The 21,591-nt window shown below is 42.5% G+C and carries 19 protein-coding genes; 15 read left to right on the forward strand and 4 right to left on the reverse strand.

Annotation, left to right across the window (positions count from 1 at the left end; all coding sequences use genetic code 11):
* Positions 1-16: 16 nt before the first annotated feature.
* The 10 genes from J1N10_RS14060 (at position 17) to J1N10_RS14105 (ending at position 12,481) form a co-directional block, all read left to right on the forward strand.
* A complete protein-coding gene (locus J1N10_RS14060; RefSeq protein ID WP_262327357.1) occupies positions 17-1,420 on the forward strand; it encodes a RagB/SusD family nutrient uptake outer membrane protein in 1,404 nt (467 codons plus the stop codon).
* 167 nt (positions 1,421-1,587) lie between these two features.
* A complete protein-coding gene (locus tag J1N10_RS14065) occupies positions 1,588-3,843 on the forward strand; it encodes a polysaccharide lyase 6 family protein (RefSeq protein ID WP_262327358.1) in 2,256 nt (751 codons plus the stop codon).
* A gap of 38 nt (positions 3,844-3,881) precedes the next feature.
* On the forward strand, positions 3,882-6,101 hold the full coding sequence (locus tag J1N10_RS14070) for a heparinase II/III domain-containing protein (RefSeq protein ID WP_262327359.1): 2,220 nt from the start codon (positions 3,882-3,884) through the stop codon (positions 6,099-6,101).
* Between the two features lie 30 nt (positions 6,102-6,131).
* Positions 6,132-6,506 carry a cupin domain-containing protein gene (locus tag J1N10_RS14075; RefSeq protein WP_262327360.1) on the forward strand — a complete coding sequence of 125 codons (375 nt, stop codon included), beginning with the start codon at positions 6,132-6,134 and terminating at the stop codon, positions 6,504-6,506.
* A 79-nt stretch (positions 6,507-6,585) separates the two neighbouring features.
* Entirely contained in the window at positions 6,586-7,851 is a 1,266-nt protein-coding gene (locus J1N10_RS14080) for an MFS transporter (RefSeq protein ID WP_262327361.1), read from the forward strand.
* An 89-nt stretch (positions 7,852-7,940) separates the two neighbouring features.
* A complete protein-coding gene (locus tag J1N10_RS14085; protein WP_262327362.1) occupies positions 7,941-8,702 on the forward strand; it encodes an SDR family NAD(P)-dependent oxidoreductase in 762 nt (253 codons plus the stop codon).
* A 48-nt stretch (positions 8,703-8,750) separates the two neighbouring features.
* Positions 8,751-9,497 (forward strand): sulfite exporter TauE/SafE family protein, encoded by a 747-nt coding sequence (locus tag J1N10_RS14090; RefSeq protein ID WP_262327363.1) that lies wholly within the window; start codon positions 8,751-8,753, stop codon positions 9,495-9,497.
* A 173-nt stretch (positions 9,498-9,670) separates the two neighbouring features.
* Complete coding sequence (locus tag J1N10_RS14095; RefSeq protein ID WP_262327364.1) at positions 9,671-10,702, forward strand: sugar kinase; 1,032 nt, start codon at positions 9,671-9,673, stop codon at positions 10,700-10,702.
* 71 nt (positions 10,703-10,773) lie between these two features.
* Positions 10,774-11,442: a bifunctional 4-hydroxy-2-oxoglutarate aldolase/2-dehydro-3-deoxy-phosphogluconate aldolase gene (locus J1N10_RS14100; RefSeq protein WP_262327365.1), complete on the forward strand. Its 669-nt coding sequence runs from the start codon at positions 10,774-10,776 to the stop codon at positions 11,440-11,442.
* 466 nt (positions 11,443-11,908) lie between these two features.
* A complete protein-coding gene (locus J1N10_RS14105; protein ID WP_262327366.1) occupies positions 11,909-12,481 on the forward strand; it encodes a DUF4136 domain-containing protein in 573 nt (190 codons plus the stop codon).
* A gap of 56 nt (positions 12,482-12,537) precedes the next feature.
* On the opposite strand, the gene J1N10_RS14110 is transcribed toward J1N10_RS14105, so the two are convergent.
* A complete protein-coding gene (locus J1N10_RS14110; protein ID WP_262327367.1) occupies positions 12,538-13,434 on the reverse strand; it encodes a helix-turn-helix domain-containing protein in 897 nt (298 codons plus the stop codon).
* A 117-nt stretch (positions 13,435-13,551) separates the two neighbouring features.
* Here J1N10_RS14110 and J1N10_RS14115 point away from each other — a divergent pair, with 117 nt between their 5' ends.
* The 5 genes from J1N10_RS14115 (at position 13,552) to rhaD (ending at position 19,478) form a co-directional block, all read left to right on the forward strand.
* Entirely contained in the window at positions 13,552-15,339 is a 1,788-nt protein-coding gene (locus tag J1N10_RS14115; RefSeq protein WP_262327368.1) for an L-fucose isomerase, read from the forward strand.
* A 76-nt stretch (positions 15,340-15,415) separates the two neighbouring features.
* Entirely contained in the window at positions 15,416-16,888 is a 1,473-nt protein-coding gene (fucK, locus tag J1N10_RS14120) for an L-fuculokinase (RefSeq protein WP_262327369.1), read from the forward strand.
* A gap of 36 nt (positions 16,889-16,924) precedes the next feature.
* Positions 16,925-17,359 (forward strand): L-fucose mutarotase, encoded by a 435-nt coding sequence (gene fucU, locus J1N10_RS14125; protein WP_262327370.1) that lies wholly within the window; start codon positions 16,925-16,927, stop codon positions 17,357-17,359.
* A gap of 20 nt (positions 17,360-17,379) precedes the next feature.
* Positions 17,380-18,657, forward strand: a complete 1,278-nt coding sequence (gene fucP / locus J1N10_RS14130) for an L-fucose:H+ symporter permease (protein WP_262327371.1) — start codon at positions 17,380-17,382, stop codon at positions 18,655-18,657.
* Between the two features lie 32 nt (positions 18,658-18,689).
* Positions 18,690-19,478 (forward strand): rhamnulose-1-phosphate aldolase, encoded by a 789-nt coding sequence (gene rhaD / locus J1N10_RS14135; protein ID WP_262327372.1) that lies wholly within the window; start codon positions 18,690-18,692, stop codon positions 19,476-19,478.
* A 181-nt stretch (positions 19,479-19,659) separates the two neighbouring features.
* On the opposite strand, the gene J1N10_RS14140 is transcribed toward rhaD, so the two are convergent.
* From J1N10_RS14140 to J1N10_RS14150, 3 genes are all read right to left on the reverse strand, one after another.
* Positions 19,660-20,043 (reverse strand): hypothetical protein, encoded by a 384-nt coding sequence (locus tag J1N10_RS14140; RefSeq protein ID WP_262327373.1) that lies wholly within the window; start codon positions 20,041-20,043, stop codon positions 19,660-19,662.
* 5 nt (positions 20,044-20,048) lie between these two features.
* Complete coding sequence (locus J1N10_RS14145; protein WP_262327374.1) at positions 20,049-21,173, reverse strand: homocitrate synthase/isopropylmalate synthase family protein; 1,125 nt, start codon at positions 21,171-21,173, stop codon at positions 20,049-20,051.
* A gap of 83 nt (positions 21,174-21,256) precedes the next feature.
* Positions 21,257-21,562 (reverse strand): (2Fe-2S) ferredoxin domain-containing protein, encoded by a 306-nt coding sequence (locus J1N10_RS14150; protein WP_262327375.1) that lies wholly within the window; start codon positions 21,560-21,562, stop codon positions 21,257-21,259.
* Between the last annotated feature and the right edge of the window lie 29 nt (positions 21,563-21,591).

Raw genomic sequence — 21,591 nt, forward strand, 5'->3', positions numbered from 1 at the left:
TAGTAAAATGAAAAAGATGAAATTATATAGTTTAATCGTTTTAGTGGCATTAGGTTTAGTGTCGTGCGACGATTACCTGAACACAGAGCCTATTAGTCAGATAGCTAGTAATGGTTTTTATAAAAATACTGCCGAAGTGGAAGCAGGCCTGATGGCCATGTACGACGGCATGCAGAGCTATGATTTGTCCAATGATATTTTTAAAACCGACATTCTGCCACGTGAGTTTGCCTTAACAGAAATGCGTTCCGACAATACCAAGTCGAAAAACAGCGAAGGTGAATGGGCACAGTTTCAGGATATGAATGTGGATGTTTCGAACAGCACAGTTTCAAATTACTGGTTGGTGAATTACAACAATATTTTCAGAGCCAATGTGGTAATTGCCAACCTGGAAGCCGTTACAGAGGAAGCCACCAAAGCTCAATTTGAAGCGGAAGCCAAATTCGGGCGGGCATTGGCACATTTCAATCTGGTTCGTGCCTTTGGCGATGTGCCTTTGATTGATAAAGTAGTGAGTCCTGAAGATAACGCCGCGAATGTGCGTGTGGCCAAGAGTGAGGTGTATAACTTTATTATTCAGGATTTAAGCGATGCCATTGATATATTACCCACACGCAGCGACATTGCTGAAGGGCGTGCCACCAAAGGAGCAGCTCAGACATTATTAGGAAAAGTGTACTTAACGATTGGTGACCATTCAGCTGCCAAGATTCAGTTGGAAGCCGTTATGACCAGTGGCGATTACGACATCATCGAAAATTATAACGATGTATTTTATGATGAGTTAAACGACGAAATCATTTTTGCCATCCAGTATATCGACGATGACGTGGAAGATGCGCAGGATTTCTCCTATGAAATGACTTACCTGGGCAAAGCCAGTGGCTTAAATTATCCGACCGATGATTTAATGGCGGCTGTGGATCCGGCTGATGGTCGTTTTAATACTTTGTTTCATTTTGAAATTGGCGCTGGTTCATCAGGCCGTTATGAGTGTGGTAAATTCCGTCCCTTGACAGCGGCTAACTCTGAGTTTGCCGGTAACGACTGGATTGTATTGCGCTATGCCGATGTGCTGTTGATGTACGTGGAAGCAGTGATGGGAACCAATTCATCAACCAATGATGCTGGTGCATTGGCTGCTTTCAAAGAAGTGCGTGCACGAGCAGGTTTTGATGTGTCAGGCATCACCGAGGTTACCAAGCAAATGTTACTGGACGAGCGACGGGTAGAGTTGGCTTTTGAGAACCACCGCTTGTACGACCTAATTCGTTTTGGTGTGGCCGAAGAGGTAATGGCAGCTTTTGCTCAAACAGAAGAAGCTGACTTTAACTTCAACGCAACAAAGTTATTGTTGCCTATTCCTCAGCGCGAGAGAAACTTAAATCCGGATTTAAGCCAAAATCCCGGATACTAATAATATTTGACTGACTGGCAGTCGGCTTAAAATAGATGTGTCGATTGCCAGTAATTATTGCTTTTCAGATTTTCTTGGAGGAGTAAGAGGCCTGTAATTCATAAGGTTTTAGTTGCAATATTTTGCAGGCCTCTTTTCAAATAATCTTTAATAAACAACGCGATACAATGCAATTATTTAAAGCACTTTTTATAACGATTTTAAGCCTTGTCATTTTTGTAGGATGCGGCAATAGCGAGGGGAGTAAGGTTTCAAGCGTGGATGAGTTTCATACTGCGGTTAAGCAGGCACAACCAGGTGATGTGATTGTGTTGGCGGCGGGTGTTTGGCAAGATGCCGAGTTGAAATTTGATGCCAACGGCACGGCCGAACAGCCAATTAAGTTGACAGTCGAGAAAAAAGGAGCTGTGACCTTGGAGGGACAATCGCGCATCACTATCAGCGGCGAACATTTGATTGTGGAAGGGCTGGTATTTAAAAATGGCTACTCACCCACATCAGAAGTTATCTCGTTTAAAAAGAAAAAGGGTGTTTATGCCAATAATTGTCGCGTTACCGAATGTGTGGTCGACAACTACAATGGCCCTGAGCGCTTTGAATCCAACACCTGGATTGCTATTTATGGTAAAAACAACCGTGTTGACCATTGTTACCTGGTAGATAAGCGTAACATTGGCGTTACCATGACGGTTCGTATGGTGGACGAATTATGTCGCGAAAATAACCACCGCATCGATCATAACTACTTTGGTTATCGCCAGAATTTGGGTGCCAATGGCGGTGAAACCTTGCGTTTAGGTACTTCTCACTACTCTCTTTCAACCTGTGGCACAACAGTAGAAAACAACTATTTCGAATATTGCGATGGCGAGCACGAAATCATCTCTAACAAATCGTGTGGCAATCATTTTCTGAACAATACCTTTATGGAATGTCGGGGAACGCTCACCTATCGACATGGAAATGATAACGTGGCCGAGGGGAATGTATTCTTCGGCAACGGGAAAGAACACACCGGTGGCATTCGCATCATCAATAAGCGCAACAAAGCCATCAACAACTATTTTGCCGACCTCACCGGTTACCGTTTTCGTGGTGCTTTGGTGATTATGAACGGTGTGCCTAACTCGGCTATTAACCGTTATCACCAGGTGGATGGTGGCGTGTTTACCAACAATACCTTTGTGAATTGCGACCATATTCAACTATGCGCCGGTAGCGACGAAGAGCGATCGGCCACACCAATTAACTCATTGGTAGAAAACAACGTCTTCCTTCACCAGGGGCGCGATAATATCTTCACCATCTATGATGATATCAGTGGCATTGAATTCAAAAATAATTTTGTTGCCGAAAATATAAACACCGCTAATCTAGATGTTACTAAGACAAAACTAACAGCTGCTAAAAACGAAAACGGTATTTATGAGATAACAGGAGCAGTATATGGTGCTGGAAGTTCCATAAAAGCGGCTGCTGCCAATGCACAGAATACGGGTGTTAACTGGTATTCAAAAACATTAAGAAACAGAGATTTCGGAACAGGCAAGCAAATTTTGGTGAAGCCCGGACTCAATACACTTCAGGAAGCATACATGCAATCGGCTAGTGGTGATGTATTGGTACTTTCAGAGGCTGGTGATTACGCCATGGAAAAGAAATTTGAGATTACTCATCCTATTTCAATTATAGCTGCTGAAGGAATTGCTAAACCAAGACTCTTATCAAGTAAGCAGGAGATGTTTACGATTCAGAACGGCGGTTCGCTGCAATTGAAGGGAGTGGAAATCAATGGTGAGATGTCGCCCGACTTAACAGGGAACTGCATTGTGAGCACCAGCCATTACTCCATGAACTGTAACTACAAGCTGATGGTGGAGGATTGTGATGTGAAAGACCTGGATGTGAATAAATTCTTCGACTTTCTACGCTCTTATAAAAGTACAATGGCTGACACAGTACTGATTAAAAACTGTGTGTTTGACAACCTGACAGGTCATGTGCTTCGATTAGATGAAGAGACTGATGACCGTGGTATTTTCAATGCCGAGTATGTGATTTTAGAGAACTCTGTTTTTAAAAATATTGAAGGTACGGTACTGGACTTGTATCGTGGCGGGACAGACGAAAGTACATTTGGCCCAACCTTGAAAGTGAATGAGTGCCAACTGAGCAATGTAGGCAATGGCAAACGCAATAAGGAATGCGGCTCGATGATGGTACATGGAGTTCAGGTGTGCTACATCAACAATACCAGGTTCGTTAATTCTAAACCGTTGAATCTCCATTTAACAAATGGTGAGCCTATCACAAAACTTACGAATTGTGATTTTGATAAGTCTGGTGTCATCTTCAATAATAAAGAGTTCGAGGTTGATAATGTGACGATTGATGGAAAGAAGAAGAGTTTAAAACAACTATAACACGAAGCTAGTAGCTTATTTTTTGGTACAAAAAAATTATGAACAGGATTATCAAAAATATCTGGATTGTAATGGTTGTTATTGGGTTCGTTGCTTGTGACAGCGAGCCGGATAATTCCCATTATCCTAATGTCATTTTAACGGGTGAAGCGGTAAAAGCCATTCGTGCCGAGCAGGCACATCTGCCTTTATTGAAGCATTCGATAGAGAAGTTGCAGCAGAAGGTTGAGCTGGAAATGATAAATGGTATTGATGTGCCAATACCTAAAGACCCGGCTGGCGGATATACACATGAACGTCATAAGCAGAACTACATTAATATGTACGGAGCAGGTGTGCTATGGCAAGTGACTGGCGAAGCTCGTTTTGCCAATTATGTGCGTGATATGTTATTGGCATATACTGAATTGTATCCAACATTAGAGGAACATCCGGTCAAAGCATCGTATGCTCCTGGACGTTTGTTCTGGCAGCAATTGAATGAAGCCGTTTGGCTGGTTTATGTGAGTCAGGCTTACGATTGTATCGCTGGTATATTAACGGCGGAGCAAAAGGAATTGATTGAAAATGAACTATTAGTGCCATATGCTGATTTTTTATCGGTTGAGAATCCAAAGGTGTTTAACCGCGTGCATAATCACGGCGTATGGGCAGCAGCAGCTGTAGGCATGACCGGTTTTGCCATTGATAATGAAGAATTGGTCAATCGCGCTTTCAATGGCGTTGACACAGGACCAAAAGAAGAGGTTGGTGCGGGTTTTCTGGTACAGCTAACGCAATTGTTCTCGCCCGATGGCTACTATACCGAAGGGCCCTATTATCAGCGTTATGCCATGTTGCCCTATTTGTTGTTTGCACAGGCCATTGATAAAAACCGTCCGGAGTTGAATATTTTCGAGTACCGTGATAATATATTACAGAAGGCGGCTTTAACAACTTTGCAGCTGACTAATACCAACGGGCAATTTTTCCCCATTAATGATGCGCTGAAAAGCATGTCGTATATGTCAACATCATTGGTGCATGCGGTTGATTTTGTCTATGGCTTGGATGAATCGCAAAAGGAACTATTAAGCATCGCCCAGCAGCAAGGTGAAGTGATTATCTGCGAGGCAGGTTTAAAAGTAGCTCGCGCCATTGCCAATGGAGAAGCCAGGCCTTTTAAATGGGAGTCGAAAGAGTTTAGAGATGGACCGGAAGGCAAGCAGGGAGCCTTTGGCGTTTTGCGTTCCAATTCTGGCAAAAACTGCCAGACGGTGACCATGAAATACGCCTCGCAAGGGATGGGGCACGGGCATTTCGACCGCTTAACCATTTCTTTTTACGACCAGGGCAAAGAGATTTTGCAAGATTACGGTGCAGCCCGCTATGTTAATGTGGAGTATAAGCATGGAGGACGTTATTTGCCGGAGAATAAAACCTGGGCGCGTCAGACCATTGCTCATAACACTTTAGTAGTCGATAAAGACTCACAGTCGGAAGGAAACGTGAAGACTGCTTCATCACATCATTCTACACCTTGGGTGTTTGATGCTTCAAAAGAGGATGTGAAGGTGATGAGTGCCAAAGAAAATAAGGCTTACGAAGGTGTGAACATGCATCGCACTATTGCTTTACTGAGCCTTCCAGAGGTATCGGAAGATGCAATTATCCTGGACTTATATCGTGTTGAATCTGAAGCGCAGCACAAGTATCATTTACCTTATTATTACATGGGGCAGATGATGCATACCAATGTGGCCTACAAGGCCGAAACAACAGCTTTGCAAGCTATGGGAAAAAACGATGGTTACCAGCATCTCTGGCAAACTGCTGAAGGAGTCATGCAGCAAGGAACCAACCGTTTTGTATGGTTAAATGAGGATTGTTTTTATACTTTGACCACCGAAGCACAGGCTGATGATAAACTGCTATTGACCCGCATTGGTGCAGGCGATCCGGAATTTAGCCTGCGCAATGAACCAGCCGTCATTTTTGAAAGAGATAAAACAGCCAGCACCTTATTTGCTTCTGCCATTGAAGCGCACGGGAATAAGCATCCGGTTACAGAGCTAGTCAGTGGATTAAAAGGGCACGTAACGGAAATCAAGACCTTACTCAATAACAGCGAATATACACTTGTTCAGCTGGTATTTGCCAATGAGAGTAAGGTGGTTTTTGCCATCTGCAATAACAAGATAGACCAATCAGCATCGCATCAGTTAATGACCAATGGACAGGAGTACAGTTGGACTGGTGTGTACCAGTTATTTAAATAAAACAACCGTAAAATATTAAAACAAAGGATTATGAAACGATTTAGTGAAAAGTTTATCCTGACTCAAAAGATGGAATGGGAAGATTTAGGTGGTGGTGTATCACGTAAATTCTTAGGCTGGGACAACCAGATTATGATGGTACAGGTGAAGTTTGAAAAAGGGGCAGAAGGCACGCCTCACGACCATTTTCACACACAGGCTACTTACGTGGCTTCAGGTAAGTTTGAGTTTACCATCGACGGTGAGAAGCAGATAGTTGAAGCCGGCGATGGGGTTTACATCGAACCAAACCTGGTGCACGGCGCCCTTTGTTTAGAGCCTGGTATTCTTATAGATGTGTTTAGCCCGGTTCGTGAGGATTTCCTCAGTGGTGACGGCGTTTCATATTTTGGAGACAAGAAATAAAAAATAGAGATGAGAAGGGAGAGGTGAGCATTGAGTTCTCATTTCTTACCACTCAAATCTCACTTCTAAAATTAATATTATGAAGTTAAAAGGACTAAGATGGTGGATTATCGGATTAATTGGGTTAGCCACCATCATCAACTATATTGATAGAAGCGCCTTGGCAATTATGTGGCCAAGTATCGCTGAGGATTTAGGTATGACAAAGAATGATTATGCCTTGATTCTGAATGTATTTATGGTAGCCTATGCTATTGGACAGTCAGTTTCGGGTAAATTATTCGATAAGATTGGAACCCGAATGGGATATGTTGTGGTGATTATGGTTTGGGGCTTGTCTTCATTCTTTCATTCTATGGCGCGAGGGATTTTGTCATTCAGCTTTTTACGTGTAACACTTGGTTTAGGTGAAGCTGGTAACTGGCCTGGAGCGGCTAAGAGTAATGCCGAATGGTTCCCAATTAAAGAACGTGCTATTGCACAGGGTATTTTTAATGCTGGCGCATCTGTAGGTTCTGTTGTGGCGCCGCCCTTGATTGCCATTCTATGGGCAGCATTTGGCTGGAAAGTGACCTTTATGTTTGTTGGTTCATTTGGTTTAATCTGGTTAATTCCTTGGTTAATCATTAATCGTGCAGGTGTTGATAAACACCCTTGGCTAACTGATTTAGAGCGTGATTACATTAAATCAGGACAGCATAAGGCCGATCAGGATACATCTGCAAAAGGTAAAAGTATTGCTCAGATTTTACGCTATAAGGAATCATGGTCCGTATTAATCGGACGCTTCTTTCTAGAACCCATCTGGTGGCTATTTGTCGGTTGGATGCCTCTTTATCTTGCTGATGTTTATGGGTTCGATGTAAAACAAATCGGATTCTTTGCTTGGGTTCCATATGTGGGCGCAGCAGTTGGTAGTATCGCCGGGGGATGGTATTCCGGTCGTTTAATGTCGAAAGGCCACTCGGTTAACCGTTCCCGCAAAACCACCATTGTAATTGGCGCGGCCTTAATGTTCTTAGGTTTAGTGGTGACCATTTTATTTGCAGATACACCGGAGAAGTTTGTTGGAATTGTAGCCTTGGTGTTGTTTGGATTCCAGTTTGCCATCAGTAATGTGCAGACAATTCCAAGTGATTTGTTCAGTGGAAAATCAGTGGGTTCATTAGCCGGATTGGGCGGTACAGTTGGTGTGTTCTCTGTTATCGTCATGAACTTTCTGGTACCGATTATCTCAGAGATTTCATACACCCCAATATTTGTGATGATAGCGGTGTTTGTGCCACTTGGTGTTGGCGCCATCTATTATTTCGCAAAAGAAATTAAGTCTGTAGAAGAAAAATAAAAAATGATAGAGGCGCTCGAAGGCCCGTTGAGCACCCACTATCATAGCATATAAAAAAACGAAAGATAAAACTATAAAAACGAAAAACAATGAGTTCAAATAATAAGGTAGCAATAGTAACAGGTGCAACAGGCGGAATTGGTTTTGAAGTGGCTAAACGACTAGGTAAAGATGGTTATACCGTTGTGCTAAATGGTGTTGAAGATGAGGCTGGAGCAGAAAGAGTGAAAGAACTATCTGCTGAAGGTGTTAGAGCTGAGTACTATGGCTTTGATGTAACCAACGAAGAAGCGGTGATTAAAAACATTACAGCCATCGGTGAAAAATACGGTCGTATTGATGTGTTGGTCAATAACGCCGGTGGTTTAGGTGGTCGTCAGCGCTTCGAAGAAATGACCACAGAATTTTACCGCTTTGTAATGGCGCTGAATTTAGATTCGGTATTCTATGCATCGCGTGCGGCTATTCCGTTCCTTAAAAAGGGAGAAAATGCATCTATCATCAACTATACATCTAATGCAGGTTGGAATGCAGGTGGCCCGGGAGCTGGTATCTATGGCACCTCAAAAGCAGGCGTACATGCTATTACCCGTGCTTTGGCCAAAGATTTGGCCGAGTACCAGATTCGTGTGAATGCAGTTTCGCCGGGTACGATTGACACACCTTTCCATGCGCAGATTAAAGAGACAAAACCGGAAGTTTTTGCTTCGTGGAAGAACAATATTTTGTTGGGACGACTGGGGCAGCCCGAAGAGGTAGCATCTGTAGTTTCATTCTTAGCTAGCACAGATGCGTCGTTTATCACGGCCGAAACCATTCAGATTGGTGGCGGACAAGCATTAGGCATTTAATTACATATAGATAGTTACAGCTAAAGAGTTGTAACAGGTTTTTTTATTTTGGATTTAGTAAACTATGTGATTCTGGTGCTGGCGGGTGTTGGCGCCGGATTCATTAATGTAGTGGCCGGAGGAGGCTCACTAATCACATTGCCTTTGATGATTTTCTTAGGTCTTCCTCCGGCCATTGCTAACGGAAGCAATCGAATTGCGCTGCTGGCGCAAAACATTGTGGCAGTCAGCAATTTTAAAGCAAAAAACGTATCGCCCGGGAAGTTTGGTGTTGTTTTGGGTTGTATCGCACTCATGGGTGCTGTTATTGGAGCCAATATAGCCGTTGATATTCCAGCCAAACTGTTTAACCGCATCTTGTCTGTTGTAATGATGGTAGTGGCTGTTTTAATGGCTTTTAATCCGTCATACAACAGTTTGCAAGGAGAGAATTTAAGTAGGAATCGAAAACTATTGGCCTATGTCGCTTTCTTCCTGATTGGTATCTATGGCGGATTCTTGCATGCCGGAATTGGCTTTATTATGATGCTGGCACTGGTTAAAATCAATGGGTTTTCACTGGTTAAAACCAATAGTATTAAAGTGACAGTGGCATTAATCTACACCGTAGCAGCTTTGGGGGTATTTATCTACGAAGGCATGATTGATTGGAAAGCCGGCTCGATACTGGCCATTGGAAGCGCTACTGGCGGTTGGTTAGGCAGCCATTTCTCGGTCAATAAAGGTGATAAATGGATCAAACGTATTGTGTTAGCAGCTATTGTTCTGATGGCTATTAAGTTGTGGGTGTTTTAGAACCTCCCACAGATGACGCAAATGAGCGCAGAAATCTGTTGAACAATAGTGATAAAGAAAGAATTGTGCTTAGGGTTATTGCCAATAATCATGAAGTCGCAAAGTTCCTTTAATTAAAATAAGCTCAGCGCTTTAGTGTCTCTGTGTTTATTTTATAAACAACAAATTGTATTATGAAAGTAGTAACATTTGGAGAAATCATGTTGCGTTTAGCAACACCAGGATATAAACGGTTTAATCAAACCGATGAATTTACAGCCACTTTTGGTGGAGGAGAAGGAAACGTAGCCGTATCACTGGCGAATTATGGTATTCCTGTGAGTTTTGTCACACGTTTACCTGAGAATGATATTGCTCAATCGTGCGTTCAGCAATTGCGCGGTTTAGGTGTTGATACCAGGGATATTGTATATGGAGGCGACCGCATGGGTATTTATTTCTTAGAAACAGGAGCTGTGAGCCGTGCCAGTAAAGTGGTGTATGATCGGGCTCATTCGGCTATCTCCGAGATTGAAAGCGGAATGGTGGATTGGGATAAAGTATTCGACGGAGCCACCTGGTTTCACTGGACGGGTATTACACCAGCTATCTCACAGTCGGCAGCCGATGTATGCCTCGAAGCCATCAAAGCAGCCAATGAGCGTGGTATTACGGTATCAACCGATATCAACTACCGTAAAAACTTGTGGAAATACGGTAAAACAGCCGGTGAAGTAATGCCTGATTTGGTGGCTGGTTGTGATGTTGTACTAGGTAACGAAGAAGATGCGGCCATGGCTCTGGATATTCATCCGGAGGGTGTTGATGTAACAGGCGGACATGTGGACGCAGAAGCCTATTTGTCAGTGTCCCAGAAAATCATGGCTAAATTTCCTCGAGTGAAGAAAGTGATTACAACCCTTCGTGGTTCGCACAGTGCCAACCATAATAGCTGGGCAGGTGTACTTTACGATGGCGAAACACTTTACAAATCGCCTAGCTACGAAATTACCCACATTGTTGATCGTGTTGGTGGTGGTGACTCGTTTATGGGCGGCTTAATTTATGGCCTGTTAACCTACAAAGATGATTTGCAGTCAGCTCTGAATTTTGCGGTCGCAGCCTCTTGCTTAAAGCATACCATTTACGGCGATTATAACCGTGTGACCGTGGCTGAAGTTGAGAAATTAATGAGTGGCGACGCTTCAGGGCGTGTGAGCAGATAAAAAGTATCTAGTCAGTAGTTATTAGTCAGTAAAACTCTACTGACCACTGACTACTATCTAACAACTGAGTTATGTCAAAATTTTCAAGAATAGACGTTTCCCTCAGAATGAAAGAAACAGGTATTGTACCGGTTTTCTATCATGCCGATGTGGAAATTTGTAAGCAAGTGCTAAAAGCTTGTTACGAAGGAGGTGCCCGTGTGTTTGAATTCACCAATCGCGGTGATTTTGCCCACGAGGTGTTTGGTGAGTTAACAAAGTATGTACGGCAGGAGTTGCCTGAAATGGCCATGGGCGTTGGTTCCATTATCGATGCAGCTACCACGGCATTGTACATGCAGTTGGGTGCCGATTTTATTGTGTCACCAATCTTAAACGAAGAGATGGCTAAAGTGTGTAACCGACGAAAAGTCAGCTGGTCGCCTGGTTGTGGTTCGTTAAGCGAAATATCAAAAGCCGAAGAGTTGGGAGCCGAAGTAGTGAAGATCTTCCCTGGGCAACAGGTTGGCGGGCCCGAATTTGTAAAAGCCGTAAAAGGACCTTGTCCATGGTCGTGTATTATGCCAACAGGCGGTGTAGAGCCAACCGAAGAAAACCTGAGTCGTTGGTTTAAGGCCGGCGTTCATTGTGTGGGGATGGGCTCACAACTGATTAGCAAAGAAGTTATCGCATCGGGTAATTATGCATCATTGACTGAAACGGTAGAAAAAGCAATTGCTATTGTGTATAAGTTGAAGTAAGAAGGTAATAAATAGTAGTTCGAAAGGTAACACTGGGGCAGCTTGTTTCATTTAACGATTGGTTAAGTTGCTCCTGCTGTTATTTATATGATTTTTGATTTAACCTGTAATGTGTTTGTGTATTATTGTGTGATTAATTCACAATGAAGGCTGCCTGTAGGCAGCCTTTTTTATGAAAAAATATCTTGTTGACATAGCAGATATACCCATGATGACTCTTTGTAGATTTGGAAACCTGTAGGAGGAAAATTAATTCAAGGTTTTGAATTAAATACCTTTAATCATTTAAATCATAGTTTGAACAATTGCAATTGATCAATTATTGAGGGAACTATGAATAATAGCATAATTTGTTAACCGAAAGACATTGACAAGAATATTTTGTTAGATTAAGTATCACAATTAATAATTAATGTCTTATTTTTAAAGTAATTACTTTTAACGATAACCAATAAATTCTTTCAGTATGAAGTATTTTAGAGTAGCCCTTTTCTGTTTATTTGTGAGCTTAATAGTGCTTTTATCATCTTGTTCATCGGTTAAGGTTGTGAGCGATATGGATAAAACAGTAGATTTTATCCAGTACAAAACCTATAGTTTTTTGGGGTGGGAGAAGAATAGCGATGAGCTATTAACTGAGTTTGATAAGAAGCGTGTTAAAGACGCGTTTGCCAATGAGTTTAAGGCACGCGGTTTAAAATTTGTTGAGACGGGAGGCGATATGGAAATAAGTTTATTTGTTGTGGTTGATCAAAAAACAAGTACTACAGCCTACACCGACTATTATTCAACCGGATACATGGGATACCGTCGTTATCGAGGGGGATGGGGCTATGGCTATGCCGAAACAACTTATTCTGAAAACGATTACCTGGAGGGTACTTTAGTGCTGGATGTGTTTGATGCCAGCTCTAAAGAACAGATTTGGCAGGGCGTTGTTAAGTCAACGGTCACTGAGAACCCTGAAAAACGAGAGAAAATAATTCCTCGCAATATAGGAGCTTTAATGAGTAAGTTCCCGGTGAAGAAAGTGAAGTAAAGTATTACAGGCAGCCAAATAAGCTGCCTGTTTTTATATGTTTTTGAATTGTGGCATTATTTAATCCTAAAAATCTTCTTATACTTTGCAGGCGATTGGCCAGTTACCCGGCTAAAGATACGGCTAAAGTGATAGCGGTCAGCAAAACCACATACTGAAGCAATATCTTCAATTGATAATGAAGAATGGTGCAGAAGGATGCATGCTTTGTCAATGCGTTTCTTTTTGACATATTTTTGAGGTGATAGACCTGATTCCTGAGAAAACAACCGGGAAAAGGCATTGGTCGCCATATTTGCAATGTTAGCCAGGTGTGGATTGCTTAAGTCATTGCTCAGATGATTTTCGATGTGTTTAATGACATTAATAATGCGATGATCAGCGCTTGTATTCTGCCAACTCGATTCGGGAAGCGAAGATAGTAAGTGATTGATAATTGTATTGATAGCTAATGTAGAGTAAAAGCTGAATTTTGAGTGTTCGTAATTCAAGTGCTTTTTAATACCTGTCAGCATTACATTCAGTTCCTTATTGATGGGCAAAGAATAAACCCGTGGAATTGCATTGTCATATGGCATGCCTAGGTTAAAATGGATAAATAAGTGAAGTAAGTATTGTTCGTTATATGGTAGCATTTGACTGACGCGCCCTCCTTTTAATGAGTAACCGGATTGAGGAATCGGGTTATTATATAAATAAGTAGAATACGAAGTGTTAGGGGCAATGAGAATCAGCTTGTCAGGAGTGATTGGTATCTCTTTATTGTTGAATATGATAGCAGCTCCCTCAAAACTATTGTGATACACTCTCCAGAACGGAAATGAAAGGTCGGTAAACTCCCAGTTCTGCAACCACCAATACCGACAACAATGAATCTGAATTTCATATTTCGGAAATACCTGCATGATATCTGAAGGATCACCTTTTATGGGTCTTGGAGAATTTGCGTACATGGCAATTGTTTAAAATAGATACAAAATTAACAAAAACAGTCATTTATATCATTTACATTTCTTTTCATTTTTGTGTTAATGAGATTTTAATTAAAACACAATACTAAAGATATTAAGATGGCTAACAGGTTAATAGGTGATTTACCAAAGGTTGGAATCAGGCCCGTGATTGATGGTCGCGAAAATGGCGTAAGAGAGTCGCTCGAAGACCAGGTGATGGATCTGGCAAAAGCAGCAGCTAAATTTATTGAAGCTAACTTGCGTTTCCCAAGTGGAGAACATGTAGAGTGTGTGATTGCCGACACATGTATTGGCGGTGTTGCTGAAGCTGCCATGTGTGCTAATAAATTTAAAAAAGAAGGTGTTGGGGTATCATTAACCGTTACGCCTTGTTGGTGCTATGGAACCGAGGTGATGGATACAGATCCGTTATTGCCTAAAGCCGTTTGGGGATTTAATGGAACAGAGCGTCCGGGAGCTGTTTATTTAGCAGCAGCCTTAGCCGGATATACACAAAAAGGATTGCCAACTTTTGGAATTTACGGACGCGATGTGCAGGATGTGGGTGATACATCTATCCCTGCTGATGTGCAGGAAAAAATTATTCGCTTTGTTAAGGCTGGTTTGGCCGTTGCTCAAATGAACGGAAAATCTTATTTATCCATCGGTTATAGTTCAATGGGCATTGCCGGTTCAATGGTAGACTCAGACTTTTTTCAGGACTATTTAGGTATTCGTACGGAATTTGTTGATTCAACTGAGGTTTTACGACGCATCGATGAAGAAATATTTGATAAAGATGAGTATGAGAAAGCTCTGGTCTGGACAAAGGAAAAATGCAAGGAAGGTACGGACTGTAACAAACCTGAAAAACAGGTTGACCAGGCACGCAAGGATGAGGAGTGGAAGACCGTTGTAAAAATGACTTTGATTTGCCGGGATATGATGATTGGTAATGAAAAAGTGATTGAGAAAGGTTATCGTGAAGAAGGGCTGGGAAGGAATGCCATAGCGGGAGGCTTTCAGGGGCAGCGCCAATGGACCGACTATCAGCCAAATGCTGATTATACCGAAGCCATTTTGAATTCTTCTTTTGATTGGAACGGCATTCGTCAGCCTTTTGTGCTGGCCACTGAAAATGACAGCTTAAATGCGGTACCAATGTTATTTGGTCATTTGCTGTCAAATACCTCGCAGATTTTCTCTGATGTACGTACTTACTGGAGTCCTGACGCCGTGAAGCGTGTCACTGGAAAAGAATTGACTGGACTTGCAGAGAATGGTATAATTCATTTGATTAACTCAGGTTCAACCACATTAGATGCAACAGCTCAGCAGCGTAACGACAAGTGTGAACCTGCCATGAAACCGTTTTGGGAGATTTCATCTGAAGAAGCGCAAAAATGTTTGGATAACACGGTGTGGCCGCCTGCCAACAGAGAGTATTTCAGAGGAGGCGGTTTCTCATCTTGCTTTAAAACAGAAGGGCAGATGCCAGTGACGATGAGTCGTGTTAACCTGGTGAAAGGCATCGGTCCTGTACTGCAGATTGCTGAAGGCTGGACGGTTGATTTACCCGAAGAAATTCATACCGTATTAAATGAACGAACGGACCCGACCTGGCCAACTACCTGGTTTGTGCCGCGAACAAACGGTGAAGGAGCTTTTAAAGATGTGTATTCGGTGATGGCCAATTGGGGAGCCAACCATGGAGCTATCAGTTATGGTCACATTGGAGCTGATTTAATCACCTTAGCCTCGATGTTGCGAATTCCTGTTTGCATGCACAATGTGAGTTGTCATGATGTATTCCGCCCAAGTGCATGGGCAGCCTTTGGTGAAGACAAAGAAGGTTCTGATTATAGAGCATGTGCCAATTACGGTTCATTGTACGGAATTAAATAGATATCGAGAGATTGACACGGGCAGCGAAAGGCGGTGAATCCCACCTTCCTGCCCATAATCTGTCTAATTAACCAAAATGATGCAAAAAGATATAGCAATTGTTTTTGACTGTGGGGCTACTAACGTCAGGGTTATTGCCATGGATAAAACAGGTCACATTCATGCCTCGCATGCAGTGGGCAATGAAACCGATGAAGATCCGAACTACCCTGGTGGAAGAATCTGGAACCTCGATAAGCTTTGGGATAAGTTATGCAAGGCTGCCAATGTAGTTAGTACTCAAATTGAGGGTTCGCGTATTGCCGGAGCCACGGTAACTACATTTGGCGTTGATGGTGCTTTTGTTGATAAAGATGCTAATTTAATGTATCCAATCATTTCCTGGCAGTGTCAGCGCACAGCGCCAATAATGGATAAGGTTAATAAATACATCCCTTTAAAGGAGCTTTACAAGAAGTCAGGTGTCTATCCATATGCCTTTAATACAATCAATAAAATGATTTGGTTTAAAGAAAACAGACCTGAGGTAGTCAATAAAGCTTGTCGTTTTCTTTTTATACCTTCCTTGTTGATTAATAAATTATCGGGCGTGGCAGTTAATGATACCACGATGATGGGCACAGCTATGATGGGAGATTTAGAGCAACATGATTTTTCTGCTGGAATACTCAAAGCACTAGATATTGATCGTGATTTGTTTGGAAAATTGGCCGAACCTGGCGAACAGGCTGGTGTCATCAGTAAAGCGGCATCAGAGGTAACAGGATTGCCTGAAGGTACACCTGTTTTTATTGCTGGTCATGATACGCAGTTCGCTATTTTTGGTTCAGGAGCTCAGCTTAATCAACCTGTTTTAAGTTCAGGGACTTGGGAGATATTGATGACGCGGAGTAAGGCGTATAGCACATCTGAAAAAGAACTGGAAAAGAATTTAACTACAGAACTGGATGCAATTAAAGGTGTATTCAATATTGGGCAAAACTGGTTAGGTTCAGGCGTTTTAGAGTGGTTTTCTAAGAATTTCTACCCTGGTTTAAAAGGTGATGAACTGTATGAGACAATGATTGGTGAGGCTGAGCAGGAACTGCCTGGTGCGAATGGTATTATGGTGGATCCGGCTTTTTACGATGATGGAACCAGCGTGAATAGTGGTACAATTACCGGTTTAACGATTACTACCAAACGAAGCCAGATATACCGTGGTTTTTTGGAAAGCCTGGCCTTTCGCTTGCGCGAGGCACTTGATGCCCTGGAAGCGGCCGGTAATTTTAAAGCAGAGCGGATAATCTGTGTTGGCGGTGGATCTAAAAATAAATTGTGGAACCAATTACGTGCCGACATTTGTAAAACGCCTATTCAGCTTATCGAACAAAAGGAAACAACGGTTTTAGGAGCTTCCATGTTTGTGTTTGCAGGTGCTGGTATTTTTAAATCAGTTGAAGCTGCTCGTAAGCATATCAACTATAATGAAAATGTGATTTACCCATCGGGCAATGCAATTATTTATGAATCACTTTATAAAAAGTATCTTGCATTCAAAAGGATGTAATAATCCATAATTTTAGTATCATTAAAATAATCAGAGATGTTAAAAGGTATATCACCACTTATAAGTCCTCAGCTGCTTGAAATAATGGCACGAATGGGACATGGAGATGAAATTGTTTTCGCCGATGCTCACTTCCCTGCTGAAAGTTATAATAACAGGGTAATAAGGGCAGATGGCCTGAGAGTAGCTGATTTGTTAGAAGCTGTTTTGCCATTGTTTGAGTTAGATACGTATGTGCCAGCTCCTTTGGTAATGATGGCCGCAGTTGAGGGCGATCGCTTAGATTCGGCAGTGGAAGAGACGTATTTGAATGCCATTCATAAAACGAATCCTGATGTTTCGCCCATTGAGCGAATTGAACGCTTTGATTTCTATGACAGAGCCCGAAATGCTTTTGCTGTTGTAATGACTGGTGAAACAGCTAAATATGGAAACATTATACTGAAAAAAGGGGTGACGCCTATGGTCTGAAATCAGAAAATAAAATTTTTATGAATCAATCTACATCCAAAGTGGTAGAGAAGAAATATCTGCTACCATTTATAATAACAACTACTTTATTCGCCCTTTGGGGTTTTGCCAATGATATCACAAACCCGATGGTGGCGGCTTTCAAAACCATTATGGAGATTAGTAATGCCAAGGCTGCGCTGGTGCAGTTTGCTTTTTACGGAGGATATGCTACTATGGCAATACCGGCTGCCTTATTTGTGCAGAAGTTCAGTTACAAGAAAGGAATTTTGCTGGGCTTAGGATTATATGCGGTTGGAGCTCTGCTGTTTTGGCCGGCTGCTCAATACGAAGCTTTTAGTTTTTTTCTGATCTCGCTGTATATCCTCACTTTTGGTTTGGCTTTCCTCGAAACAACGGCTAATCCGTTTATTTTATCACTGGGAGCTCCTCAAACAGCTACGCGTCGTCTGAATCTGGCGCAGTCGTTTAATCCGATGGGCTCGCTGCTGGGTATGTTTGTGGCTTCAGAGATAGTTTTAAATGCGCTACAGTCCGATAAGAACGGAGTGCCGTTTTCGACTTTGGATGCGGCTACCAAAGCGATGCAGCGCGCCCATGACTTGATGGTGATTCGAAATCCCTATGTAATATTAGGATTGGTCGTGATTGTTATGTTTGTTGTTTTTGTAATTACAAAAATGCCGGCAACGGGGCACTCCAATAATATTCATCCATTGCAGTCGTTTCGCCGACTTCGCCACAACAAAGTCTATAGAGAAGGCATTTTGGCTCAGGTGTTTTATGTGGCAGCTCAAATTATGTGCTGGACTTTTATCATACAGTATGCCGGCCATTTAGGCATTGACAAATCTACAGCTCAAAGGTATAACATCATTGCGATGAGTATTTTTCTGAGCAGTCGTTTTATCAGTACTTTCCTAATGAAATATGTGAATTCGCGTAAGTTGCTGATGTTATTTGCCATTGGTGGAATGATGACCACAACCGGCACTATTTTTATCGAAGGAATGGCCGGATTGTACTGCCTGGTTGCAACCTCGGCATTTATGTCGTTAATGTTCCCAACTATTTATGGTATTGCCCTCGAAGATGTTGGCCAGGATGCTACGCTGGGAGCAGCCGGTTTGGTGATGGCCATTGTGGGTGGTGCTTTAATGCCGCCGTTACAGGGAGCCATTATCGACCTAGAAACGGTTGGTTTTCTGCCGGCTGAGAATGCATCGTTTGTGTTGCCGTTTATTTGCTTTGTGGTGATTGCCATCTATGGCTACAGAACTTTAAAACAGATGTCTTAAATTCAAATAATAACATTAAGAAATATCTAATTATGAATAATTTACCGATTGAGGTTGACAAAGAGATTGAAAAAGTGTCGGAGATAGCCGGATACTTGTGGGAGAGAGAATGGGCCGAGAGGAATGCCGGAAATATTTCAATTAACTTAACACGACATTTCAAAGGGGAAACATTATCAAATCCAGAACGAGAAATAGCGTTTGATTTTCCTAAAGAAGCAGCCGGTTTAGTTGTATTTGTAACAGGTACAGGGTGTCATTTAAGACATTTAAGAAATAGAATTAATGAAGTTGCTTGTATCATTTCAATTAACGAAAAGGCAAATGCCTATTCAATAGTTTGGGGTGGCACTAAAGAGAATTTCCGACCAACATCAGAGTTAATTTCTCATGTAAAGATTCATTTATTCAACGCCGAAAACAAACCAACTCACACAACAATTGTACACACGCATCCAATCGAATTAATTGTTATGAGTCATCATGCCTTGTTTCAGGATGAGGACAAATTCAATCATGCTTTATGGAAAATGTGTCCTGAAATACGCGTGTTTGTCCCTAAAGGTGTTGATTGTACTCCTTATGCATTATCGGGTACTGAAGCATTGGCTGATGTGACCATCGAGGGGCTGAAAAACAGAGACGTGGTGCTTTGGGAAAAACATGGCGCTCTTGCAACCGGAGAAGATGCCGAAATAGCCTTTGACTATTTGGATGTGGCCAACAAGGGAGCCAAGCTGTTGCTAACATCGTGGAATGCAGGATTTGAACCTGTTGGCCTGACAGATGCTGAGTTAAAGGAACTGGAAACTTTTATCTAAAATGTGCAAATCCTTCATGCAGCTAACTGTATAAACGTTTTGATGCACTGTAGGTGCTTATGCGCCTGCAGATGCATTTCACTGGTCAGAGCCCGTGGTCTTTTAGGCAAAGGTGGGCGCTAAAATAATTTGGACACAATTTATTGCCGTACAAGCTGTCTCATGATGATTTGACTTACATTTAGAATGAGGCATTGCACGAACACATTTCCAACACCCATTGTTTAATTTCAATTAGGTGAGCAACCAGTGTGTCCATTTCTACAGGGGTATTATCTGTAAGTCCCAGGCTGCACATGGCAGTCGTTTTTTCGATATACCGTGCGGCTTTGGCCACTTCAACCGGAACGGGCATAATGTATTGCAACACCCCCAGGTGTGATGAAATATTGCCATGCGTTGCCTCATGCTCGTATAGCCGGGTTAATCCGCCTAACAAGCATTCTCCACCCATGCCGGCCATATTGATTAGTATAGCCTGAGACAATAATTTGGAGGTTTTATAGCCTTCAACGTGCTTACAGTAATCGAGTCCTTTTTGTATGAGTTCTTTTCCTTCTTGCATTGGTATTAATTGCTTGTGTGAGAAAATAAATTCTGGTAAAGCTCCAGTATTTCGGCATTGTTTAACGATGCTTTTTTTTGTGTGGCCCTGTTCTTAATGGAGCTTAACAGTGTTGATGTTTGTCCATCGGATAGTTGTATGCCTAAATGCTTGAGTTTGTCTTTTAATCCTGCGGCTCCCGAGTGCTTACCAATGACCATTTCACTTTGTAAACCAAGCTCATGCGGATGAAAAGCCTGGTAGCTGAGAGGATTGGTAATAAGACTTTTGCAATGAATGCCAGACTCATGGCTGTAGGCTTGTCGTCCGGTAATCGGTTTAGAACCCGCGTTTGTTCGCCCCGAAACCTGTTCGAGGTATCGGCTGAGTTCAACGCATTTAGGCAAGATGATTCCCGGGTTATTATTCAGAGAATAATGCAAGGCAGCCGCCACTTCTTCCAACGCCGCATTGCCTGCCCTTTCACCCAGTCCGTTGATGGTGACCGATGCAGACTGTGCTCCACTCATTAAAGCCGTAATGGTATTGGCTGTTGCCATACCTAAGTCATTGTGGCCATGAAATTCAATCGGTACAGTATCGCATAGCTGCGAATAGCGTTGCATAAACTGTTGTACCCACATTGGATTCATGATGCCCACCGTATCAGCCAGACGAATGCGGTCGGCTCCCAATTCTTTGGCCGTCAATATAAAATCATCGAGCCAGTCGGCATTGGCACGTGAAGCATCCTGGGCACCCACAGCCACAAATTCGAATTGCTCTTTGGCTTTCGTCACCATGTCTTTTAACAACTGCATCACCCAAAGTCGGTTTTTACCCATAGATGCCAACTGGATGGCCGAAACCGGAAAAGATATATTAATACGACGGGCACCGGTTGATAGCGTAGCTTCTAAATCATTTGCAGTGGCGCGTGCCCAACAGGTGGCGCTGAAACGAAAGCCTTGTGCGATAAGCGCTTTGATGTCGGCTTGCTCTTCTGGCGAGATGGCCGGAGTGCCAATTTCCAATTCTTTTACGCCGGCCTCATCCAGCATGGCCGCTATGCGCATTTTTTCCTGTAACGAAAAAACAACCCCGGCTGCTTGTTCGCCATCGCGTAAGGTGGTATCGATTAAGTGTATCATATTTCATCCATTTAAAGGGAAAGGGGACTTCGGGATAAGACCCAAACAGGTCCACGAAGTCCCCTGTTCACAACGCAACATCTTTAATCTGTTATCAAATAGTCTTCAACGGCACTGCCTTCTTCCAGTGCATCGAGTATTTCGTCAATCCGTTCTTCTGTTACCCCTCCATACCAAAGGTTGTTGGGATGAATAACCATGATGGGCCCTTGTGAACACACATTGAGGCAGCCTGTAGTCGACACCGTGACGTCGAGCCCACGGTCGTCGCACTCTTCCATCAGGTACTGAACCATATCAACGGCTCCACTTTTATTACAATAGCCCTGGGCATCGCCAGCCACTCTGAATGAATTACATACTAGGATGTGATAGTCTGGTTTCTTCATGCTTTTTTATTTTTAAATCCGAAGCCCGA

Origin of the sequence: Carboxylicivirga litoralis (genome assembly GCF_025499605.1) — a bacterium.
GTDB classification, from domain to species: domain Bacteria; phylum Bacteroidota; class Bacteroidia; order Bacteroidales; family Marinilabiliaceae; genus Carboxylicivirga; species Carboxylicivirga litoralis.

Excerpts from the sequence above, each read along its gene's own strand:
- J1N10_RS14060 (WP_262327357.1), top strand. The coding sequence starts at position 17 with ATGAAATTATATAGTTTAATCGTTTTAGTGGCATTAGGTTTAGTGTCG.
- J1N10_RS14065 (WP_262327358.1), top strand. The coding sequence starts at position 1,588 with ATGCAATTATTTAAAGCACTTTTTATAACGATTTTAAGCCTTGTCATT.
- J1N10_RS14070 (WP_262327359.1), top strand. The coding sequence starts at position 3,882 with ATGAACAGGATTATCAAAAATATCTGGATTGTAATGGTTGTTATTGGG.
- J1N10_RS14075 (WP_262327360.1), top strand. The coding sequence starts at position 6,132 with ATGAAACGATTTAGTGAAAAGTTTATCCTGACTCAAAAGATGGAATGG.
- J1N10_RS14080 (WP_262327361.1), top strand. The coding sequence starts at position 6,586 with ATGAAGTTAAAAGGACTAAGATGGTGGATTATCGGATTAATTGGGTTA.
- J1N10_RS14085 (WP_262327362.1), top strand. The coding sequence starts at position 7,941 with ATGAGTTCAAATAATAAGGTAGCAATAGTAACAGGTGCAACAGGCGGA.
- J1N10_RS14095 (WP_262327364.1), top strand. The coding sequence starts at position 9,671 with ATGAAAGTAGTAACATTTGGAGAAATCATGTTGCGTTTAGCAACACCA.
- J1N10_RS14100 (WP_262327365.1), top strand. The coding sequence starts at position 10,774 with ATGTCAAAATTTTCAAGAATAGACGTTTCCCTCAGAATGAAAGAAACA.
- J1N10_RS14105 (WP_262327366.1), top strand. The coding sequence starts at position 11,909 with ATGAAGTATTTTAGAGTAGCCCTTTTCTGTTTATTTGTGAGCTTAATA.
- J1N10_RS14110 (WP_262327367.1), bottom strand. The coding sequence starts at position 13,434 with ATGTACGCAAATTCTCCAAGACCCATAAAAGGTGATCCTTCAGATATC.
- J1N10_RS14115 (WP_262327368.1), top strand. The coding sequence starts at position 13,552 with ATGGCTAACAGGTTAATAGGTGATTTACCAAAGGTTGGAATCAGGCCC.
- fucK (WP_262327369.1), top strand. The coding sequence starts at position 15,416 with ATGATGCAAAAAGATATAGCAATTGTTTTTGACTGTGGGGCTACTAAC.
- fucU (WP_262327370.1), top strand. The coding sequence starts at position 16,925 with ATGTTAAAAGGTATATCACCACTTATAAGTCCTCAGCTGCTTGAAATA.
- fucP (WP_262327371.1), top strand. The coding sequence starts at position 17,380 with ATGAATCAATCTACATCCAAAGTGGTAGAGAAGAAATATCTGCTACCA.
- rhaD (WP_262327372.1), top strand. The coding sequence starts at position 18,690 with ATGAATAATTTACCGATTGAGGTTGACAAAGAGATTGAAAAAGTGTCG.
- J1N10_RS14140 (WP_262327373.1), bottom strand. The coding sequence starts at position 20,043 with ATGCAAGAAGGAAAAGAACTCATACAAAAAGGACTCGATTACTGTAAG.
- J1N10_RS14145 (WP_262327374.1), bottom strand. The coding sequence starts at position 21,173 with ATGATACACTTAATCGATACCACCTTACGCGATGGCGAACAAGCAGCC.
- J1N10_RS14150 (WP_262327375.1), bottom strand. The coding sequence starts at position 21,562 with ATGAAGAAACCAGACTATCACATCCTAGTATGTAATTCATTCAGAGTG.